The organism is Meridianimarinicoccus aquatilis (genome assembly GCF_004358675.1).
GTDB classification, from domain to species: domain Bacteria; phylum Pseudomonadota; class Alphaproteobacteria; order Rhodobacterales; family Rhodobacteraceae; genus Meridianimarinicoccus; species Meridianimarinicoccus aquatilis.
This window is the reverse complement of sequence record NZ_SMZO01000002.1, coordinates 82,643-102,746: the sequence shown is the minus strand read 5'-3', so window position 1 is coordinate 102,746 and position 20,104 is coordinate 82,643. Positions and strand designations below refer to the sequence as shown.

The window sequence follows — 20,104 nt, the reverse complement described above, 5'->3', positions numbered from 1 at the left end:
CATGACACAACCAACGACCCCGCCCCCGGCGCTGGTGGACAGCCATTGCCACCTGGACTTCCCCGATTTCGATCAGGATCGCGGCGATATGATTGCCCGTGCGCGTGCCGCCGGGGTGACCCGAATGGTCACGATTTGCACCAAGCTGCGCAGCGAACCGGCGGTTCGCGCCATCGCCGAAGCGCATGACGGTGTATTCTATGCTGCCGGAACGCACCCGATGAGCGTGGCAAGCGAGCCCATGGCAACCACAGACGAATTGATCTCGCTGGCTGCTCATCCAAAGTTTGTCGGTATCGGGGAGACGGGCCTTGATTATCACTATACGGCCGAAAGCGCCGAGGCACAGAAAACCAGCTTGCGCATTCACATTGATGCGGCCCGTCAGACCGGGCTGCCATTGATCATCCACGCCCGAGACGCCGACGACGACATGGCCGAGATCCTGTCATCGGAACATCGCGGTGGCGGCGCTTTTTCTTGCGTGATGCACTGCTTCTCAAGCAGCGCGGCATTGGCACACTCTGCCCTGGACCTTGGCTTTTATCTATCCATGTCCGGCATCGCCGCATTCCCGCGCAGCACGAACCTGCGTGAGATTTTTGCTGCCGCCCCGCTGGACCGGATATTGGTGGAAACCGATAGCCCCTATCTTGCGCCGCCGCCGCACCGGGGTCGCCGGAACGAACCGGGGCATGTGGTTCACACGGCAGCCGTCGGCGCGAGCATCTTTGGCCTGAGCGAGAGTGACTTCGCCAAACAAACCTGCGCCAATTTCGACAGACTGTTTTCAAAGGCCTGCGTGTGATGGCCGAACTGCGTGTCACGATACTTGGTTGCGGCTCGTCTGGCGGCGTTCCGCGGCTTGGCGGCAATTGGGGCGCATGCGACCCGGCTAACCCGCGAAACCAGCGGCGGCGGTGCTCTGTCCTGCTGGAACGCGAAACGCCCAAGGGAATAACCCGAGTGCTGATCGACAGTTCGCCCGATTTGCGCGCTCAACTCCTGGATGCCGGAGTCGGCGTGCTGGACGCGGTGGTTTACACCCATTCACATGCGGATCACGTTCACGGGCTGGATGACCTGCGCATGATCTTTTTCAATACTCGGCAGCGGTTGGATGTCTGGGCAGACGCGGCAACGGAAAAGGATCTTCGTGCACGGTTCGGATATGCGTTCACATCCCCCGAAGGGTCTGACTATCCACCGATCCTGAACTTGCACCCGATTGAGAACGACGCGGATATCACCATCGACGGGGCCGGCGGGGCGCTCACGCTTCGGCCGCTGCGTGTGGGTCATGGCCGTATCGACGCGCTAGGCTTTAAGGTCAGCAACGTTGCCTACCTTCCTGATGTTTCGGAAATCTATGATGCTGCTTGGGCCGAGCTTCAAGATTTGGAGTGTTGGATCGTTGATGCGCTGCGGCGCACACCGCACCCAAGCCATGCACATTTGGACCAGACACTCGCTTGGATTGACAGCGCAAAACCAAAGCAGGCTGTGCTCACGAATATGCATATCGACCTCGACTATGCGACGATCGCCGCCGAAACCGCCAACCACATTGTGCCAGCCTATGACGGGCTGACACTGACCTTCGTGGTCTGACCGGTGGGCGCGCTTCTTGAAGTTGTCATCCCCGTCTTTCTGGTTATCGGCTTTGGGTATGTTGCGGTAAAACGAGGGTTGTTCAGCGACTCGGGCGTTGATGGTCTGATGCGTTTTACCCAAAAATTCGCCATTCCCTGTTTGTTGTTTCAGGCGATATCGACGCTTGATCTGGCTGCAGTCTTCGACTGGCGTTTGCTGGTCAGCTTTTACACCGGTGCCATCTCTGGGTTCATACTGGGACTTCTTGGGGCGCGGTATTTGTTTGGACGACCTTGGGATGATGCCGTGGCAATCGGTTTTTGCTGCCTGTTCTCAAACTCGGTCCTGCTGGGGATTCCCATCTCGGAACGTGCCTATGGCACCGCATCGCTCGCTTCGAATTTCGTCATCATCGCCATACATTCGCCGGTTTGCTACATGATCGGCATCACCACGATGGAGATCGTGCGGAACAAGGGCGGCACCGGGCTTGAGACGGTCCGCGCCATTCTCAAGGCGATGTTTTCAAACGCGCTGGTCATTGGTCTGTCACTGGGCATCATCGTCAACCTGACCGGTATCGTTCTGCCCACCGTCCTCACCGAAGCGGTTGCACTTATGGTCAGGGCTGCCCTGCCCGCCGCGCTTTTTGCTCTTGGCGGTGTCTTGGTTCGCTATCGCCCCGAAGGTGACATGCGCACAATTGCGTTCGTCGTGGCGATTTCCCTGGTCGTTCATCCTGCCATCACATGGTGCGTTGGCAGCTATTTTGCACTCCCCGTCGAAGGGTTCAGGGCCGCAGTTCTTACCGGTGCCATGGCGCCGGGCGTCAACGCGTATCTTTTTGCCGACATGTACGGCAATGCGCGGCGCGTGGCGGCTTCTTCTGTCCTTGTGGGGACGGCAGCCACAGTGCTGACCGCTTGGGCTTGGTTGCACTTTTTAGGATAGGCTGTAACTGGGGTTTTCCGGGGACAACAAGAAGGGCCGCGACCCTTAGGTCACGACCCCAAATCTCTCAGCACTGTTGTGCCGGTCGCGTATCAGGCCGCGCGGCTCATCAACACATCACCTACTTTGCGGTGGGCATCGCCTTCGTCAGCGCCGCTCACGGCAGCGACTTCACGGGTCAGACGCTCCAAAGCTGCTTCGTAAAGCTGACGCTCAGAATAGCTCTGTTCGCGCTGATCGTCGGCGCGGTGCAGGTCGCGCACCACTTCAGCAATCGCGATCAAATCGCCCGAGTTGATTTTCTGTTCGTATTCCTGCGCCCTGCGGGACCACATGGCCTTTTTGACCTTTGCTTTGCCCTTCAGGATTTCCATCGCCCGCGAGATGACATCAGGCGTCGACAAAGACCGCATCCCTACATCAGCGGCCTTGTTGGTCGGCACGCGCAACGTCATTTTATCTTTTTCAAAGGAAATCACAAAAAGCTCGAGCGTCAGCCCGGCGATTTCCTGTTCTTCGATTGATATGATTTGGCCGACCCCATGGGCCGGATAGACAACAAAATCATTGGCACGAAATTCTGACGCTTTCGCTTGGCTCATGTGGTTCTCTTCCTCATCTTCCGCCCGGGCGCGCTTGCTAAACGCGTCAAAGGGCAAAAAAGAAACGTGCTCGGCCATACAAGGACGAGACGTTTCGGGTTTTACAGGTCGTTTGAACAGATAACATAACACAAAAAGCAGTCCGGGCATAGACCCCAGACTGCATGCACACGCAAAGGTGCTTAAGTGCGCGTATTAACCGCCTTCACCCGGCGCTTCTGAAAAAATCGTGTCCAGCTTGCCGGTCTCGCCGTCACGCTTTTCGGCATCAGGCAGCGGATCTTTCTTAGTATAGATCACCGGCCACAATTCGCTATACTTAAGGTTGAACGCAACCCACTTTTCCATATCCGGCTCTGTATCGGGACGGATCGCATCGGCGGGGCATTCGGGCTCACACACACCGCAATCGATGCACTCATCAGGGTGAATGACCAGTGCGTTTTCGCCCTCATAGAAGCAATCTACTGGGCAGACTTCGACGCAGTCGGTGTATTTACAGCCAATGCAGTTATCGGTGACGACATATGTCATGGAAGGCTCGCTTTTGTGTTTGGGTGACTACCTATTGCGGTAACGACGATCAATCAAGCGGCCCTTGCTTGGAAAGTCGCCCAGCCCGGCGATCCTTGCGGTTTATGCGCCCCCGCTCCGCGGTGGGCGCGCCTGCTTCTTTAAAAGTCGGTTCGGCGGGTGGCGACAGATCGTCATAAAGCGCCTGCGCTTCTGCCGCGGGCCCGCGGCGATCTGCAATACCCACGATCCGCACAACACGAATGGTGCGACCCTGCGCAAAAGTCAGGGTATCGCCGGGACGTACTGCAAAGGACGCTTTTGAAACGGGCCGCGCATTTACCCGCACGTGCCCGCCCGAGACGACCTCGGCAGAGCGGCTGCGCGTTTTGAAAAAGCGCGCATGCCACAACCATTTATCCAACCTCAGGCTGGCGTCACTCCCGGTTTCAGGACTTATCACGCAACCCCATGAGTGCAGCCGCAAACGGGTTGTCTGGGTCGATCTTCTTTTCGGCCTTTGGCGGGCGTGCAACAAAGGTTTTCGCGCCCTGCGGCTTGCCGTCCTTTGGAGGACGCTTGCCCTTGGGTTTGCCGCCCTTCGGACGTTCCCCGCCCCCTTGGTTGCGACCTTTTGTAGCACCGCGCTTGCCGGCGTTTTGCGGACGGTTGCCACCCCGGCGCGGTGGTGACCAACGGAAGGTATAAAACACCTCGATCTCGGCGGGCGTGTTTTCCTTGGCAGCTTCGTCCACTACCTCGGCGGTCTCATCTGCAACCGCGTCGGGGGCGTTTTCCGCTTCAGGAACTGGCGGAGTGTCTGTTTCCGCCGCTTCCGCAACCGGGTCAGCGGTCACAGCCACATTTGCGGCGTCCTCAGGTTCACCAGTCGTGTCTCCCGTAGACACTTCAGGCTCAGCTGTTGCATCAGCTGCGGGAGTTGCTTGCTCAGCCTTCTGAGGTGCCGGAACGGCCCGTTGTTTGGGTCGCTCAGCCCTATCTGCGGCATAGCCAAGGCCCGTCATAAGAACCGCGAACTGTTCCAGAGTCATGCCGGTGATGGACAGCATATCAGCGGTCGCTTCGAACCCGCCGCGCGTATCCTGCGCACGAAGCATGTCAGCAAGCCGCTCAAGCATATCGATCCGAATCGCTCGATCGCCGGCCGCGTGATAGCCAGACATAGTGTGATAGCCGTCGGGGGCATCACTGCGCGCTGGGACGGTTACCAGACCTGGCGGCGGGCTTTCCGGGAATTCGCTAAGATCCTGGGCCAACGACCACAAGACAAGCCGAAGTCGAGTCGGCGCTGGTTTTAGCAGCAAGGGCAGAAAGATCGTAAACTGACCGAACCGGATACCATGCTTGCGCAGGGCACCGCGGGCATCTTGGTCCAGCGACTTTACATCGTTTGCAACCCGCTCGCGCGGCAAGACGCCATTTGCTTCGACCATCTGAAAGGCAAAGCCACGTGCAAGGCCCGTCAGCGTTTCGTCGTTTTGCAGCCCCAAAAGCGGCTCGAACAGTGTGGCGATCTTGCGGTCAATGAAGTGCTGCAAACGTCGCTCAACCTTTTGCGCCACCTCTGGACCGGCTTCTTCGTCCACAAAGGCCTGCACGCGAGGCTTCAACGTCTCGGATCCCGCGACCAACTTTCCGACAGCGCTGTCACCCCACATAAGGCCGCCCTGTTCTGTATAGTCCAGTTCCGTGTCGGGCGCGTTGTACAGTCGGTCTGCGCGCAAATGGAAATGCGGCACAAGCGATTGAAGGCTAGCCTGGCGCAGCGTGCGCGCCTCGTCCGGACTGGCCGATTGATCCTGCACAAAGCGGAAGCCCGCCAGCCGGCCGACGAATTGACCTTCGACGGTCACCTCGCCCTTGTCGTTTACTTCAGCCACCAGGCTCTCCTTCTGCTTCAACCGGCGCAACAGAACAGATGTACGCCGGTCAACAAATCTTTGGGTCAAACGGGCATGAAGCGCGTCTGACAGACGGTCCTCTACAGCGCGCGTCACCTCGCGCCAATGGCTTTCATCACGAAGCCACCCTTTGCGCTGCGCAACATAAGTCCATGTTCGAATAAAGGCGAGCCGTTTCGACACTGTATCGATATCGCCTTCGGTCCGGTCAATGCGCTTGACCTGCCGGGCCATCCAATCATCCGGGATACATCCATCGTCATGCAGATACCCGAAGATCGATTCCAAAAGCCCTGCATGCTCTGCATGACTGATGCCGCGAAAATCCGGGATTCGGCACACATCCCACAGCAACTTCACATCCGGGCCGCCGGTGATGCGGTCGCTGATCTCTGGTACATTTGAAAGCGATTTGAGCGATAGCAGGTCTTCGCTATCGCGGGATCTGGTCAGCCATTCGTCTTGCGTTTGCAACTCAAGCGAGCGAATCAACCGATCAGGCGTCCCAAAATCCAACCGTCCATTTCGCCAATGGAGTTTTCTAACCGGAACGAAGCGGTTGTCGACGATGGCCTGCGCCATATCCTCGTTTAAGGGACGCGCCTCACCGGTGACGCCAAATGTTCCGTTTTCAGTGTGGCGCCCTGCCCGGCCGGCGATTTGGGCCAACTCGTTAGGCTGCAACGCCCGCATTCTGCGCCCGTCGAATTTGGCCAATGATGAAAAGGCGACGTGCCGAATGTCGAGGTTAAGCCCCATCCCGATCGCGTCAGTCGCAACCAGATAGTCCACTTCCCCGTTCTGATACAATTCGACCTGGGCATTCCGCGTTCGGGGGCTCAACGCCCCCATGACCACGGCTGCCCCACCCTTTTGGCGGCGCAACAATTCTGCGATTGCATACACACTATCCACGGAAAAGCCGACAATTGCAGAACGGGGCGGCATGCGGCTCAGTTTCTTGGCGCCGACATAGGTCAGTTCAGACATCCGCTCGCGGTGGTGGAACACAACCCCGGGAACGAGCGCGGCGATGGCGCTGCGCATCGTGTCAGCCCCCAGGAAAAGCGTCTCGTGCTGGCCGCGCGCCTTGAGAAGTCGGTCAGTGAAGACGTGGCCGCGTTCCGGGTCAGCGCACAACTGTATCTCGTCAATCGCGACAAAATCCGCCCCCATGCCCTGGGGCATCGCTTCGACCGTACAAACCCAATACTGCGCCCGATCCGGCACGATTCGCTCTTCGCCAGTGACCAGGGCCACCACCGACGGACCGCGAATTGCCTTGATCTTGTCATAGACCTCGCGCGCCAGAAGACGCAGCGGAAGGCCGATGATGCCAGACCGATAGGCAAGCATTCGTTCAATCGCGTAGTGGGTTTTGCCGGTGTTCGTGGGGCCGAGAACAGCTTCGATGCGTCCGTTGCCTGCCATCACTCCCCCTTGGTGTGGTCGCACGCAGCAACCAGTCCCAGACCTTGAAACGTTACAGCGTTGCGTCGCCGAGGTTGCGTTCCAACCGCTCTATGGCGTCTTTTAGGTTGGGGCGGTGGGGATGTATAGCCGCGACCGCGCGGTAAGCGCTTAACGCGCCCTCATCCAAACCCACTTTCTCAAGGATCAGCCCAAGCCCCATGAGCGCCCCGAAATGGTCGGGGTTCAAAGCAAGGGTCGCTTCGATATCGTTCATCGCAGGCCCGAGAAGATCAGCCTGATAGTAGGCCGTCGCACGCGCGTTGTATCCTTCGGCAAAGTCGGGAACATGATCAATCAAGGCTGTCAGATGATCAATCGCAAGCGGCCAATCTTCTGATTCCATGGCCTTCCGGCCCCGTTCCAAAAGAAGATCCGCTGTAGGGGATCCGGATTCGGACCACCGTTGCCAGATGGACTGCTCGACTTCTTCCCAATTCGTCAAGTCCGGGTCTCGCAACTTGTCTAGCAGGGCTGCCGTCTCACTATCTTGGGCATAGCTAACAGAAAAATTTGCGGCCCACAAAAAAAGTGCCGCTACGACGCATTTGAAAACCGGAACAATTCTATCCATATCCCTGACAATAGCGCAATCTAGCTGCACAGCTATAGGCACAATATAAAAACTGGGGGAATTTCAATGAGCGACATCATCGACGGCGCCGTAAGCAAACTTGATCAGAAACTAGGCGGGAGCTTTGACGGTTCTGCTAAATTCGAGATCGAAAATGAAGGGACGATCCTTGTGGATCAAGACGGGATTCGTGCAGGCGACAGCGACACAGACGTTACTTTGAGCGCGGATGCTGAAACCTTCCGTGAAATGCTTGAGGGCGACCTGAACCCAACAGCCGCCTACATGGGCGGACGCCTGCGCATCGACGGCGATATGGGGCTTGCGATGAAATTGGGCGCCGCTCTGTCGTGACCTATGCCGCCGCGCCCTTTCACCACACAAGCGCAGGCGCGGACCAAGCAGCAGATGCTGTTTGGGCCTATGCCAGCGACGGGGTGCGCTTGCGGCTTGTGGAATATTCGCGCGGCGACGCCGGAACAATCCTCATGGTTCCCGGCAGAACAGAGTATCTGGAAAAATACGGCCATATTGCGCAGGCTTTTGCGCATCACGGATATGGCATGGTTTCTCTCGATATACGCGGCCAAGGGCTAGCCGACCGGTTGGTCACGGACCCGATGATTGGCCACGTCAATGACTTTGCCGATTACCAACGCGACATCGACACGCTCGTGGCATTTGCCAAGGCAAGAAAGATGCCGCGCCCGTGGTTCGTTATTGGCCATTCTTTGGGTGGGGCCATTGGCCTTCGAACCGTTATGTCCGGTCTGGAGGTTCAAGGGGCCGTTTTCAGCGCGCCGATGTGGGGGATCGCCATGCCAGCGGTTCTGCGCCCGGTGAGTTGGAGCCTTGGATGGATGGCCCACCGCAACGAATTGAACAGTTGGCTCACACCCGGCATGTCCCGCGAGAGCTATGTTCAAACCTGTGATCTTGAAGACAATTTGTTGACGAGCGATAAGCCCACTCTGTTGCAAATGCGCGCGCAGATTCTTGCCCAACCGGGTGTCGGCCTTGGCGGCCCGTCGATGCCATGGCTGTATCGGGCGTTGCGCGAGTGCGAAGTGCTGAAACGCATCCCCAACACACCAGTAAGCACACTGACCTTTCTTCCCGAGCGCGAAGAAATCGTGTGCAGCAAATCTATTCGTGCGCTGACAGACCGCTGGGACAACGCCACGCTGATCGAAGTGCCGGGTGGCCGCCATGAAACCATGATGGAAACACCCGACCGTCAGCGCTTGTTTATCGAGAGATGCGTAGGTTTCTTCCAAACATCAGGCCGCGCAATGGCAGCGGCCCAATAATCATTTGGACCCTCAGATCTTGATCTGGGTAAAGGCATCTTTCAACTCTGCCGACCACGCCTGACTCATCTCTGCAAACACAGGATCACCCTGTTCGATCCTGCGCTGTTCGTGCAGTGCGCAATCACCATCGCGCAACACGGCAAGGTCAAGCGGCATACCGACAGACAGATTTGACCTCAACGTGCTGTCCATAGACAGCAGCGCCGCTTTTTGACCATCCATCAAAGACGTCGTTGGCGACACCACCCGGTCAAGAATAGGTTTGCCATACTTATGCTCGCCGACCTGCAAATACGGCGTATCAGGCGTAGCTTCGATGTAGTTTCCCTCTGGGTAAATCAGGAACAGGCGCATCGCGCCACCTTTGCGTTGCCCCCCCAGAATCATCGTTGCCGAAGCCGTCGCCTGACTGTTGCGCACCAGTTTATTGGTGATGTCATTGGCCACTTCGGAAAGATGCGCACCGACCAGATCGGCCACTTTCAGCATCGTGCGCGCCTTCATGATCGACGTTTCTTCGGAAGCGTCCGGATCGTCGATCGCCTCTTGCAGCCGGGCCAGTGTGGTCTGCGTCACCGACAGACTGCCCGCAGTCAGAATCACGATGACCCGTTCACCCGGTTCTTCAAAGGTGTACATCTTCTTGTAGCAAGAGATGTTATCCAACCCGGCATTGGTGCGCGTGTCGCTGAGCAGGACCATCCCCTCGTTCAGCAGCAATCCAACGCAGTAAGTCATCCATTCCACTCCAGGCACGCCGGAACATCCCGGCAAGACATGTCGCTTACTGCTGTTCCTGCGTCACCGCAACATCGACATTCAAGGTCTCGGCCCCAACACCGTTTGACAAGCCGCGGATCGGTGCTGCGTCAGAAGCGTCAAAGCCAGAACACAGACGAATATACCGATCGTCGGGGCAGCATTCATTCGACGGATCAAACCCAACCCAGCCCAAACCATCTATGAATAGTTCGGCCCAAGCATGGCTCGCCTGCGAATCCGGACCCATCGGCGTTTCAGCAACCTCGCCTTGGCTTTGCTGACTTTGAGACCCTTCATCGCCCGCAAAAAGATAGCCCGCGACATAACGCGCCGGTATTTCTGACGCGATAGCCGCCGCAATCAGCGCGTGGCCAAAATCCTGGCAAACACCTTTTCCACCGGCCACAGCTTCTGCCGCGCTGGTGGGCGCAGTTGTCGACCCCGGCGTGTAAACCATGGACTGGGTGACAGCGGAACACAGGGCATGAGCCCGCTCAATCGGAGTTCCTTGTTCAAGACCTGCCAGAGCTTCAGCAGCCAGTTCCGATATCGCGATATCAGGGCGCGTCAGCCGGGTAGATCGCAGATAGGCCATGGGCGGTACTTTTTCGCGATGCCCGCGCAAAACCCCTGTCATATCCTGCGTTTCTACCGTGCCATGCACATGGATCGAAAGTTCTTCGACCGGACCAGAAAACCGCATGAGAGAGGTCAGATCGCCTGCCCCATCGCGGAACGAACTGCCCGTCACGGCGCCTTCAGGCGTATCGATGGCCCAGTTCACGACACTCTGACCAGTAAATTGTGACGGCGTCAGTCGATGGCTTTGCAGAACAGATTTTTGCGGCGACTCGAAACGGTACACGGTTGTGTGGCTCACCTTGAGTTTCATGCCGCTGCTCCGATCAGATAGGTTTCGCTCACCTGTGTCCCGATTTCGGCAACATTGCCTTTGAAACGATCCAGGAAGTCGTGAAGCCCCTCATCAAAGATGTCATCAAGCTGGGTTTGGGACAGTTCATTCAGCAACTTCTGTGCTGCTGACTGCGCCGGGCTGGATTTGCCGTACGACTTGGCCAGCCTGTCGAGGTGCTTTACCGCTTCTTCCACCGCCGTCAAAAGCGAACGAGGACAGGCCGGGTTGAGGATCAGCAGATCAGCGATCTTGGCTGCCGTGACTTCCCCTCCATAAGCCCAGTGAAACGCGCGGTGCATCTGCATACCGCGCAGCAAGGTTTGCCACTGAACATTGTCCAGACCCGACCCCACAAACCCGGCGTCGGGAAGCAGGACGTAGTATTTCACATCAAGGAACCGGGCAGTGTTATCGGCCCGTTCAAGGTCGAAACCAAGATGTACGAAATCATAGCCGTCATTGCGCAGCAGCGTGCTTTCCAACGCGCCTGAGGCCAGCGCATGGTGGCGCGCGGTCCATTCCGTCAGCGCGGTAATGGAAATCTCGCTGCGCGGTGTGCGTTCCAGTTCCTTGAGCTCTTGATACGCTTCATTCAGCGCGTCCCAAACCGGTGCACTCAGCGCGGTCCGCACAATGCGCGCGTTTTCCCGCGCAGTTGCAATGCAGGCCGCCACAGAAGACGGGTTGTCCCGGTCAAAGAAAAGATGACTCACAAGGTTGCGTTCAACCGGTTCGCCATACTTCTTGTCGAACGCAGCAAAGGTACCGCTTGCTTGCAGGATCGAAACCCACTCGCTGCGGAAGCCATCCACCGTGTCCGGAATCAGGTTCATGCGCGCGCCGACATGCAGCAAGCGCGCCATTGTTTCGGCCCGCTCCATGTAGCGGCCCATCCAGTAAAGGTTATCAGCGGTTCTGCTCAGCATGTTGTCACTCCGCCAGTACCCAGGTGTCTTTCACTCCGCCGCCCTGCGACGAATTCACGACAAGCGACCCTTCGTTCAGGGCCACGCGCGTCAGACCGCCGGGCACCAGTTCCACCTTTTCACCGACCAAACAATAGGGGCGCAAATCAACGTGACGCGGCGCGATCCCCTCGTCGACGAATGTTGGACATGTCGACAGTGCCAAAGTCGGCTGGGCGATGTAGTTGCTTGGATTCTCACGGATCTTTGTCGCGAACAATTCTATCTCACTCTTGGTGGCCCGTGGTCCGATGAGCATGCCATACCCGCCAGAGCCGTGCACTTCCTTCACCACGATATCGTGCAGGTTTTCAAGGACATACTTGCACTCGTCCTTCTTGGCACACTGCCATGTGGGAACGTTTTTCAGGATCGGTGTTTCACCCAGATAAAAGCGGATCATCTCAGGAACGAACGTATAGATCGCCTTGTCATCCGCCACTCCGGCACCCGGTGCGGATGCAATGGCCACACCGCCCGAGCGATAGACATTCATCAACCCCGGTACACCTAACATGCTGTCAGGACGGAAACACAGCGGATCAATAAAGGCGTCATCGATTCTGCGATATATTACATCGACTTTGCGCGGGCCTTCTGTGGTCCGCATCCAGCAATAGTCGCCATCAACATAAAGGTCCTGACCTTCGACCAGTTCGACACCCATCATGTCGGCCAGGAACGAATGTTCGTAATAGGCCGAGTTGAAATGGCCAGGCGTCAGAATCACGACGTTTGGCTCGCCATCGCATTTCTGGGGCGCTACCGACGCCAAAGTTCGGCGCAGAACCTCTGGGTAGCTTTCCACAGGCTCAATCCGGTTTTCGCGAAACAGGCTTGGAAACATCCGCATCATGATTTCGCGGTTTTCCAACATGTACGACACGCCCGACGGTGTCCGGCAGTTGTCTTCGAGAACGAAGAACTCGTCTGGACCGGTGCGCACAAGATCGATCCCGACAATGTGGCTGAACACAGATCGCGGCGGCTTGATTCCGACAACGGCCTTTTCAAACGCTTCGTTTTGATAAACCAACCTTGCCGGAACACGGCCCGCACGGACGATTTCACCGCGATCATAAACATCCGCCAAGAACGCATTCAGCGCACGCGCACGCTGTTTGACGCCGCGCGATAACTTCCCCCATTCGCGATTGGTGAACACGCGCGGGAACATGTCGAACGGAATCAACCGGTCTGGATCGCCCCCTTCGCCATACACCGCAAAGGTGATGCCAATTCGTCGAAAGAGCGCCTCGGCCTCGGCTTGTTTCAGGTTACGCAATTCATCCGGCATGCCGCGTTGCCAAGACTCAAGTCCGGCATAGGGCTGGCGAATCGCGCCATCAGTGAACATCTCATTAAAATAGTTGGGTGCCATATGGTCTTTTCTGTCCCCGTTTGGTTCGGCCTGCCTCGCACGCGCTTCATGGACAGGAAAGGACGCCACGCTCAGAAAGGCAATCCCCCTTAACAATTGCACAATTATGCCGCCGCGGAAGCCTATTTTTTAATCGTTCATGCGGTTTGCGCGCCCGACCCGGTTGCATGCCGATCACCACTCAGCCGAAAAGAAACCATGACCGGCGACGTGCTCACCTTCACCGATAAGGGCATTTATTGCCCCAGCGGCGACTTTTATATTGATCCGTGGCGCCCGGTGCCTCGGGCTTTGATCACCCATGGGCACGCTGACCATGCGCGCGCGGGACACGGCAGTTACCTTGCAACCGATCTTGCAGCGCCCGTTCTGAAGTTCAGGCTTGGCAACATCCCATTGCAAACTGTCCCTTACGGTCAGACGGTCATGGTTGGCAGCGCGGCCGTCTCGTTTCACCCGGCGGGGCATGTTCCAGGATCGGCCCAGATCCGGGTCGAAGTGGGCGGCGAGGTCTGGGTGGTCTCTGGAGACTACAAAACTGAAGATGACGGGCTGAGCACCGCATTCGTTCCCCTTCCGTGCCACGCGTTCATAAGCGAATGCACATTCGGCCTGCCAGTCTTCCGCTGGGCGCAGCAAACTGAAATTGCCGCCGAGATTTCCGACTGGTGGAAAGGCTGCGCGGCCCAGGGCCGCACCGCCGTTCTGGGGTGTTACTCGCTTGGAAAAGCGCAGCGGCTGTTGTCGATGCTGGACCCATGTCAGGGGCCGATCCTGTGTCACGCAGCGATAGAAGGCACCAACGACGTGCTACGCGGTCAGGGACTACCACTGCACCAGACAACGCGCGCCACGGCAGAGGTATCCGCAAAAACCCACCCCGGTGCCCTGCTGCTCGCCCCGCCCTCGGCGATGGCAGGCACTTGGCTGCGCCGCTTTGGCCCGGTTTCGACCGCGTTTGCATCGGGCTGGATGGCACTGCGCGGGGTTCGGCGCCGCCGGGCAGCCGACCGTGGCTTCATCATTTCGGATCACGCGGATTGGTCCGGACTGAACACAGCCATCGATGCCACAGGGGCCGAGCGTGTGTTCGTCACGCACGGATACACGGATGTCTTTTCACGGTGGCTGACATCTCGCGGCATTGATGCACAGATCGTTCCCACGCAATTTGGCGAAATCGAAGACGACACCCAGACGCCGCCCCAAAACGAACCTTCTGCATGATCGTCCGCAAACAGATCAGCCCCTTCGACGTCTAAATTGCCTTTTTGGGGCGCCCCGCTTTCGCCGACAAGTCGCGGGCAATCGCGAACGACCCTTTGATCTTGTCCGATTCCTTGGCCCAGTCCCGCCGCACCACGATCTTGTTGTCGCGCACCTTTGCCAACCCCTTTTGATCGTGCACGAAGTCCACCAACCCCTGAGGGTTTGGAAACTTGTCATTGTGGAACTGGATCGTGGCCCCCTTTGGCCCGGCATCCAGACGTGCAATGCCGGCTTTTTTACATTCGGCCTTGATGCGGATCACCAGAAGCAAGGTGTTCACCTCGCGTGGGAGCTTCCCAAATCGATCAATCAGTTCTGCGGCGAAACCTTCCAGTTCAACCTTGCTCGTCAGTCCCGACAGGCGCCGGTAAAGCCCCAACCGGGTATCCAGATCAGGCACAAACTCTTCCGGGATCAGAACCGGCACGCCAAGATTAATCTGTGGGGCCCATTGCCCATCATCATCCGTAAGCCCTTCCAGTTCCCCTGCCCGGATCTTGGACACGGCTTCTTCCAGCATGCTTTGATACAACTCATAGCCGACCTCGCGCATCTGGCCGGACTGTTCTTCGCCAATAAGATTACCCGCGCCGCGGATATCAAGGTCCTGTGACGCAAGGGTAAAGCCTGCGCCAAGACTATCGAGAGAGCCGAGAACACGCAGCCGTTTTTCCGCGGCAGGCGTGAGCGGACTGCGCGGCTTGGTCATCAGATACGCATAGGCGCGGGTCTTGGACCGACCCACCCGGCCCCGGATTTGATAAAGCTGCGACAGACCAAACATATCGGCCCGGTGAATAATCATCGTGTTTGCCGTTGGAATGTCCAAACCAGATTCGACAATCGTCGTCGCCAGAAGCACGTCGTACTTGCCGTCGTAAAATGCGTTCATCCGGTCATCAAGTTCGCCGGCGGCCATCTGACCATGCGCCACGACGTAACTGACCTCCGGCACGTGATCGCGCAGAAACTCTTCGATCTCAGGCAGGTCCTTGATCCGCGGCACAACGACAAAGGATTGCCCACCCCGGTAATGTTCCCGCAGCAGCGCCTCGCGCGCCGTGACCCCGTCGAATTCCGAAACGTAAGTGCGGATCGCCAAACGATCTACCGGCGGCGTGCCGATGATCGACAGATCCCGCACACCCGACAGTGACAGTTGCAGTGTGCGCGGAATTGGCGTGGCGGTCAGCGTCAGCACATGCACATCGGTGCGCAACGCCTTGAGCTTTTCCTTATGCCCGACGCCAAAGCGCTGTTCTTCGTCGATCACCAGCATCCCAAGATTACGGAACTTCACCGTTTTCGCCAGCAGCGCATGAGTGCCAATGACAATGTCAACGGTGCCATCGGCCAGACCGGCCCTGGTCGCGGCGGCCTCTTTGGCGGACACAAAGCGCGACAGATGCCGCACCTCAAGAGGAAAGCCGCGAAAACGCTCGCGGAATTCTTGCGCGTGCTGGCGCGCGAGCAGCGTCGTTGGCGCAATCACGGCAACCTGCGCGCCAGACATGGCCGCCACGAACGCCGCGCGAAGCGCCACCTCGGTCTTGCCGAAACCCACATCGCCGCAAATCAACCTGTCCATCGGTTGACCGCTTTGCAGATCGGAAAGGGAGTCGTTGATCGCGTTCAGCTGGTCGTCTGTTTCCTGATAGGGAAAGCGCGCGCAGAACGCATCCCACATGCCGTCGGGCGGCTCCATGATCGGGGCGCGGCGCAGGGCGCGTTCGGCAGCGATGCGAATGAGCCTGTCGGCAATCTCGCGAATGCGCTCTTTCAGGCGGGCCTTCTTGGCCTGCCACGCGCCGCCGCCCAGCTTATCGAGCAGCCCTTCATCATGGCCAAAGCGCGACAGCAGTTCAATGTTCTCGACGGGTAGGTAAAGGCGGTCCCCCCCGGCGTATTCCAGCGCCACGCATTCATGCGCCGCGCCCATTGCGGTGACGACCTCTAGCCCTGTGTATCGCCCGACGCCGTGATCCACATGAACCACCAAATCGCCGGGGCTCAGGCTTTGCGCTTCGGTCAGGAAATTCTCGGCCCGGCGTTTGCGCTTGGTGCTGCGCACCAGCCGGTCGCCCAGAACGTCCTGTTCAGAGATGACTGTCAGCCCATCGGCGACAAACCCGTGCTCAAGCCCCCAAACCGTCAGAAATATGCCGCCCGACGCATCAGGAACATCCCGAAAGTCCTTGATTTCGCTTACATCACCCAGACCTTCATCAGCCATCAGACCCAAAAGGCGTTCGCGGGCCCCGTCGGAATAACTTGCGATGACGACAGCACTTTTCTTGCGGCACACTTGAACGTGATCCGCCAACGCTTTGAAAAGGCTTACTTCACGTTGCTGGCGTTCCAATAAGAAGTCGCGGCCGATCCGTCCGCCCGCATCGATGACATTTGGCCCGCTGGGTTGCGGCAAAGGATGAAACTGAACAACCCGCCGATCGCTGAGCGCCGCCGCCCATGCGTCATCATCCAGATACAACAGCCCCGGCGGACAGGGCTTGTAAACACTGTCAATTCGGCCTTTCGCGGTCATCGCTTCGCGCCGCGTGTCGTATTGGTCTTCGATACTCTCCCAACGCGCCGCACGGGTTGGGCCAGTCTGATCATCCAGCGTAACAGGGGCACCGGGTAGATAATCAAACAGCGTTTCCAGCGTCTTGTGAAAAAACGGCAGCCAGTGTTCGACGCCTTGGTGTTTGCGCCCCGCGCTGACAGCCTCATAAAGCGGGTCATCGCGGCCGACCGCGCCAAACTCAACGCGGTAATTCTGTCGAAAGCGCGTGATCGCGCTGTCGTCCAAGATGATCTCGGAAACCGGGGCCAATTCTACGTAGTCGAGCTTTTCAGTGGTTCGCTGAGTGCCGGGATCAAAACGGCGCGCGCCGTCCAAGACATCGCCAAACAAATCCAGCCGGACCGGACCGCCTTCGCCGGGCGGAAAGATGTCGATGATGCCCCCGCGCACCGCATAGTCCCCCGGTTCGGTCACCGATGGCGCCTGCGTGAACCCCATGCGCACCAAAAATCCGCGCAATGCCGCTTCGTCCAACCGGTCGCCAACCCGCGCCGCGAATGCCGCCTCACGCAGGACATCACGGGCGGGCAAGGCCTGCGTCGCCGCGTTGATCGTGGTCAGCAGAACAAATTGCTTGGGCGCGCCATGGACCAGCGCGGCCAATGTCGCCATCCGCGCAGCGGAAATATCGGCGTTGGGGGATATCCGGTCGTAGGGAAGGCAATCCCACGCCGGAAAGACCAGGACCGGCATGCTCGGCGCAAAGAAGGCAAGCGCAGCGCGCATAGCCTCAAGCCGCTTGTCGTCTCGGGCCACATGAATGACAGGCCCCGCTGCTTTGTCCACCTCACGCAGGACAAGACTGGCGTCATACCCTTCTGGCGCGCCGCCTGTTATGATTGCCTGAGATGCGCCATGCGCCATGTCATTGTCCCCGTACGGTCTTAGAGATCAGAAGGCTACGGACGTACAATCGCGCCCCGGCATGTCAAGGGCATCACTGCATCGCATTTGACAGCACCCGAAGCATCCCGAAAATGGCCGTGAAAAACACCGCTGCGATGCCGATGCTCTGAACCTGCCTGCGCAAAACCGTATGCGCGCGCACAAGCGCATCCATGTCGGGCACATGCGCCATAAGCCGTGCTGCACGGGCCTCAAGCAGCCTCACCGCCGCGCAGGGAAACAGCAGCGCAAATCCGGCCTGTGCCAATTCGAGCCCGTAAATAAAAGACAAGCCCGCCAGCAGCCCAAGCGCAAAGGCCCATCCCCCAACGCGCCATATCCGAGCGGGCCTCCCTGCCATTGCCAACTCGTGATGAATCTTCAGACCACTTAGTGTTTCCAGATCGGTTTGCGCGTTGATGCTGCCGCCCTGCGCACGATGCACCAGATCGACCGGAACTCCCATGGGCGCTTGCATGATGCGGGTCCAAAAGACCCCGAGAAACAACCAAAACCAAAGGCTCGAGAACGATCCCACATCTATCAGGTCCCAGATACTCGTTGCCACGTCACATCTCCACACTGGCTGATTGCGCTGTGCTAACGCCTCAGCGGCCAAATGCCCAGCCCCGGACACTTCATCTTGAGATGCGCGTCCGGACGTGGCACGCATATTCGAAACGCTCAGGACACGCTTTATGACTCACGCCCAATTCCTTCGCCAAAGGCCGCGCCGCGTACGCCGAACCGAAGCCCTTCGCGGCCTTGTTCGGGAAACCACGCTGACGACCCAAGACCTGATTTGGCCGATCTTTCTGCGCGATGGCGAGGATGTGGTGGAACCTATCGTGTCAATGCCCGGCGTCAATCGGCTGTCGCTCGACAATGCCGTTAAAGCAGCCGAACAGGCGCGCGACCTTGGCATTCCGGCGCTATGTCTCTTTCCCTACACGGACCCCGCGCTGAAAACCCAGAATTGCGAAGAAGCCTGGAACCCGGCAAACCTGAGCAATCGAGCGATCCGCGCGATCAAGGAAGCCGTGCCCGAAGTCGCGGTCATGACCGACGTGGCTTTGGACCCGTACAACATCAATGGTCATGACGGCATTGTTCGGGATGGCGAGATCGTCAACGATGAAAGCGTCGCCGCGCTGGTCAAGATGGCGCTCGAACAGGCCAAAGCTGGCGCGGATATCCTTGGCCCGTCAGACATGATGGATGGCCGCATTGCCGCCATGCGCGACGCCCTTGAAGACGCAGGGCACACGCATGTCACCATCATGAGCTACGCCGCCAAGTACGCGTCTGGCTTTTACGGCCCATTCCGCGATGCTGTCGGCGCATCGGGCGCCCTGAAAGGGGACAAGAAAACCTATCAGATGGATCCGGCCAATAGCGATGAAGCCATGCGGATGATTGCCCGCGATCTGGATGAAGGCGCAGATATGGTGATGGTCAAGCCGGGCATGGCCTATCTCGATATTTGCCGACGCGTGCAAGACACGTTCGAGGTTCCGACATTCGCCTATCAGGTGTCGGGCGAGTACGCGATGATAGAGGCGGCCGCGCAAAACGGTTGGATCAATGGCGAGGCGGTGATGATGGAAAGCCTGTTGGCGTTCAAGCGCGCTGGCTGCAACGGCATCCTGACCTATTTCGCACCGCGCGCCGCAGCAATTCTGAACGCGGCCTGACGCCCTTTGGGTAAAGCGGCCCTCCGCCGGTCGGCAGATTTCTGCAAAGCAGCACATGACACCGCCGCTCGTGGACGGTAAACTGCCCTTTAATGCGCGGGAACACGCGCACGATCGGCCAACGGCCACACATCAAGAGGCACACGAGCATGACAAATTTCACCCGCCGCAGCGTGGTTCTTGGCGCAGCAGCGCTGGCCGCCTGTGACACATCCCAAGGGTCTGGTGGTGCAGAAGTCATCGATCGCCGCGTTACAAACGCGCTGTCATATCTGTACGAAACATATCCGGAAACTGTTCAGTTGCGTGACAAAGCCATCGGCAAACTGGTCATGCCGATGATTGGCGAAGCCGGTTTCATTGTCGGCGGAAGCTATGGCGAAGGCGCTTTGCAGATCGATGACGTGACGGTCGAATACTATTCGGCCACGCAAGGCAGCATTGGCTTTCAGATCGGCGCACAACAGTTTGCCTATGTCATCTTCTTTCTGACACCTACTGCCCTGCGCCGTTTCCGCACATCGCCGGGCTGGACCGGCGGCGCCGAGGCGGAATTGACCGGCGGGCAGCAAGGGGCAGGCCTGTCAGCCAGCACGGTTACGCAGAATTCGTCAGTCGCCTTCCTGTTCGCGCGTCAGGGCCTTATGGCGGGTGCCACGATCCAAGGTACCAAGTACACCCGCATTCTGCGCTAGGGCAGCACAAGC

19 protein-coding genes are annotated in these 20,104 nt (G+C 58.4%); 8 read left to right on the top strand and 11 right to left on the bottom strand.

What is annotated here, in order from left to right:
• Position 1: 1 nt before the first annotated feature.
• Genes E2L05_RS01400 through E2L05_RS01390 form a run of 3 tightly spaced genes read left to right on the top strand, consistent with a single transcriptional unit; the run spans position 2 to position 2,544 of the window.
• Positions 2–808, top strand: a complete 807-nt coding sequence (locus E2L05_RS01400) for a TatD family hydrolase (protein ID WP_133341102.1) — start codon at positions 2–4, stop codon at positions 806–808.
• Positions 808–1,611, top strand: coding sequence for an MBL fold metallo-hydrolase (locus tag E2L05_RS01395; RefSeq protein ID WP_133341101.1), 804 nt, complete (start codon positions 808–810; stop codon positions 1,609–1,611). Before E2L05_RS01400 ends, E2L05_RS01395 begins: the two co-directional genes overlap by 1 nt.
• Positions 1,612–1,614: 3 nt before the next feature.
• A complete protein-coding gene (locus tag E2L05_RS01390) occupies positions 1,615–2,544 on the top strand; it encodes an AEC family transporter (protein WP_133341100.1) in 930 nt (309 codons plus the stop codon).
• Between the two features lie 92 nt (positions 2,545–2,636).
• On the opposite strand, the gene E2L05_RS01385 is transcribed toward E2L05_RS01390, so the two are convergent.
• The 5 genes from E2L05_RS01385 to E2L05_RS01365 all read right to left on the bottom strand — a co-directional run bounded on the left by E2L05_RS01385 (position 2,637) and on the right by E2L05_RS01365 (position 7,625).
• Entirely contained in the window at positions 2,637–3,146 is a 510-nt protein-coding gene (locus tag E2L05_RS01385; protein ID WP_133341099.1) for a CarD family transcriptional regulator, read from the bottom strand.
• Between the two features lie 195 nt (positions 3,147–3,341).
• Complete coding sequence (gene fdxA, locus E2L05_RS01380) at positions 3,342–3,680, bottom strand: ferredoxin FdxA (RefSeq protein ID WP_133341098.1); 339 nt, start codon at positions 3,678–3,680, stop codon at positions 3,342–3,344.
• A 49-nt stretch (positions 3,681–3,729) separates the two neighbouring features.
• Positions 3,730–4,122, bottom strand: coding sequence for an RNA-binding S4 domain-containing protein (locus E2L05_RS01375; protein ID WP_243721828.1), 393 nt, complete (start codon positions 4,120–4,122; stop codon positions 3,730–3,732).
• Positions 4,109–7,012 (bottom strand): helicase-related protein, encoded by a 2,904-nt coding sequence (locus E2L05_RS01370; protein WP_133341097.1) that lies wholly within the window; start codon positions 7,010–7,012, stop codon positions 4,109–4,111. Before E2L05_RS01370 ends, E2L05_RS01375 begins: the two co-directional genes overlap by 14 nt.
• Positions 7,013–7,064: 52 nt before the next feature.
• Positions 7,065–7,625, bottom strand: coding sequence for a tetratricopeptide repeat protein (locus E2L05_RS01365; RefSeq protein ID WP_133341096.1), 561 nt, complete (start codon positions 7,623–7,625; stop codon positions 7,065–7,067).
• A 66-nt stretch (positions 7,626–7,691) separates the two neighbouring features.
• On the opposite strand from E2L05_RS01365, the gene E2L05_RS01360 reads away from it, so the two are divergent.
• Both E2L05_RS01360 and E2L05_RS01355 read left to right on the top strand, forming a co-directional pair.
• Positions 7,692–7,979, top strand: coding sequence for an SCP2 sterol-binding domain-containing protein (locus E2L05_RS01360; RefSeq protein ID WP_133341095.1), 288 nt, complete (start codon positions 7,692–7,694; stop codon positions 7,977–7,979).
• Positions 7,976–8,935, top strand: coding sequence for an alpha/beta hydrolase (locus E2L05_RS01355; protein WP_133341094.1), 960 nt, complete (start codon positions 7,976–7,978; stop codon positions 8,933–8,935). Before E2L05_RS01360 ends, E2L05_RS01355 begins: the two co-directional genes overlap by 4 nt.
• 12 nt (positions 8,936–8,947) lie before the next feature.
• Here E2L05_RS01355 and E2L05_RS01350 read toward each other — a convergent pair whose 3' ends face one another.
• From E2L05_RS01350 to E2L05_RS01335, 4 genes are read right to left on the bottom strand one after another with little or no spacing between them, the layout of a single operon-like run.
• Positions 8,948–9,676 (bottom strand): peptidase, encoded by a 729-nt coding sequence (locus E2L05_RS01350; RefSeq protein ID WP_133341093.1) that lies wholly within the window; start codon positions 9,674–9,676, stop codon positions 8,948–8,950.
• 46 nt (positions 9,677–9,722) lie between these two features.
• Positions 9,723–10,592 (bottom strand): transglutaminase family protein, encoded by an 870-nt coding sequence (locus tag E2L05_RS01345; protein ID WP_133341092.1) that lies wholly within the window; start codon positions 10,590–10,592, stop codon positions 9,723–9,725.
• Positions 10,589–11,542 (bottom strand): alpha-E domain-containing protein, encoded by a 954-nt coding sequence (locus E2L05_RS01340; protein WP_133341091.1) that lies wholly within the window; start codon positions 11,540–11,542, stop codon positions 10,589–10,591. Before E2L05_RS01340 ends, E2L05_RS01345 begins: the two co-directional genes overlap by 4 nt.
• Positions 11,543–11,546: 4 nt before the next feature.
• Positions 11,547–12,962: a circularly permuted type 2 ATP-grasp protein gene (locus E2L05_RS01335; RefSeq protein ID WP_133341090.1), complete on the bottom strand. Its 1,416-nt coding sequence runs from the start codon at positions 12,960–12,962 to the stop codon at positions 11,547–11,549.
• Between the two features lie 198 nt (positions 12,963–13,160).
• Here E2L05_RS01335 and E2L05_RS01330 point away from each other — a divergent pair, with 198 nt between their 5' ends.
• Positions 13,161–14,189, top strand: coding sequence for a ligase-associated DNA damage response exonuclease (locus tag E2L05_RS01330; protein WP_133341089.1), 1,029 nt, complete (start codon positions 13,161–13,163; stop codon positions 14,187–14,189).
• 31 nt (positions 14,190–14,220) lie between these two features.
• Here the strand turns inward: E2L05_RS01330 and mfd are convergent, their stop codons facing one another.
• Entirely contained in the window at positions 14,221–17,682 is a 3,462-nt protein-coding gene (mfd, locus tag E2L05_RS01325) for a transcription-repair coupling factor (RefSeq protein ID WP_133341088.1), read from the bottom strand.
• A gap of 73 nt (positions 17,683–17,755) precedes the next feature.
• On the bottom strand, positions 17,756–18,271 hold the full coding sequence (locus E2L05_RS01320) for a hypothetical protein (protein WP_133341087.1): 516 nt from the start codon (positions 18,269–18,271) through the stop codon (positions 17,756–17,758).
• 130 nt (positions 18,272–18,401) lie between these two features.
• Between E2L05_RS01320 and hemB the strand changes: the two genes are divergently transcribed.
• A complete protein-coding gene (gene hemB, locus E2L05_RS01315; RefSeq protein ID WP_133341086.1) occupies positions 18,402–19,397 on the top strand; it encodes a porphobilinogen synthase in 996 nt (331 codons plus the stop codon).
• 149 nt (positions 19,398–19,546) lie between these two features.
• Positions 19,547–20,092, top strand: coding sequence for a lipid-binding SYLF domain-containing protein (locus tag E2L05_RS01310; protein ID WP_133341085.1), 546 nt, complete (start codon positions 19,547–19,549; stop codon positions 20,090–20,092).
• The last annotated feature ends 12 nt before the right edge of the window (positions 20,093–20,104 follow it).

What these genes read in the sequence shown, in the direction of transcription:
- E2L05_RS01335 (WP_133341090.1), bottom strand. Translation starts at nt 12,962, where the DNA reads ATGGCACCCAACTATTTTAATGAGATGTTCACTGATGGCGCGATTCGC.
- E2L05_RS01400 (WP_133341102.1), top strand. Translation starts at nt 2, where the DNA reads ATGACACAACCAACGACCCCGCCCCCGGCGCTGGTGGACAGCCATTGC.
- E2L05_RS01385 (WP_133341099.1), bottom strand. Translation starts at nt 3,146, where the DNA reads ATGAGCCAAGCGAAAGCGTCAGAATTTCGTGCCAATGATTTTGTTGTC.
- E2L05_RS01395 (WP_133341101.1), top strand. Translation starts at nt 808, where the DNA reads ATGGCCGAACTGCGTGTCACGATACTTGGTTGCGGCTCGTCTGGCGGC.
- hemB (WP_133341086.1), top strand. Translation starts at nt 18,402, where the DNA reads ATGACTCACGCCCAATTCCTTCGCCAAAGGCCGCGCCGCGTACGCCGA.
- E2L05_RS01350 (WP_133341093.1), bottom strand. Translation starts at nt 9,676, where the DNA reads ATGACTTACTGCGTTGGATTGCTGCTGAACGAGGGGATGGTCCTGCTC.
- E2L05_RS01345 (WP_133341092.1), bottom strand. Translation starts at nt 10,592, where the DNA reads ATGAAACTCAAGGTGAGCCACACAACCGTGTACCGTTTCGAGTCGCCG.
- E2L05_RS01340 (WP_133341091.1), bottom strand. Translation starts at nt 11,542, where the DNA reads ATGCTGAGCAGAACCGCTGATAACCTTTACTGGATGGGCCGCTACATG.
- E2L05_RS01330 (WP_133341089.1), top strand. Translation starts at nt 13,161, where the DNA reads ATGACCGGCGACGTGCTCACCTTCACCGATAAGGGCATTTATTGCCCC.
- E2L05_RS01365 (WP_133341096.1), bottom strand. Translation starts at nt 7,625, where the DNA reads ATGGATAGAATTGTTCCGGTTTTCAAATGCGTCGTAGCGGCACTTTTT.
- E2L05_RS01360 (WP_133341095.1), top strand. Translation starts at nt 7,692, where the DNA reads ATGAGCGACATCATCGACGGCGCCGTAAGCAAACTTGATCAGAAACTA.
- E2L05_RS01370 (WP_133341097.1), bottom strand. Translation starts at nt 7,012, where the DNA reads ATGGCAGGCAACGGACGCATCGAAGCTGTTCTCGGCCCCACGAACACC.
- fdxA (WP_133341098.1), bottom strand. Translation starts at nt 3,680, where the DNA reads ATGACATATGTCGTCACCGATAACTGCATTGGCTGTAAATACACCGAC.
- E2L05_RS01310 (WP_133341085.1), top strand. Translation starts at nt 19,547, where the DNA reads ATGACAAATTTCACCCGCCGCAGCGTGGTTCTTGGCGCAGCAGCGCTG.
- mfd (WP_133341088.1), bottom strand. Translation starts at nt 17,682, where the DNA reads ATGGCGCATGGCGCATCTCAGGCAATCATAACAGGCGGCGCGCCAGAA.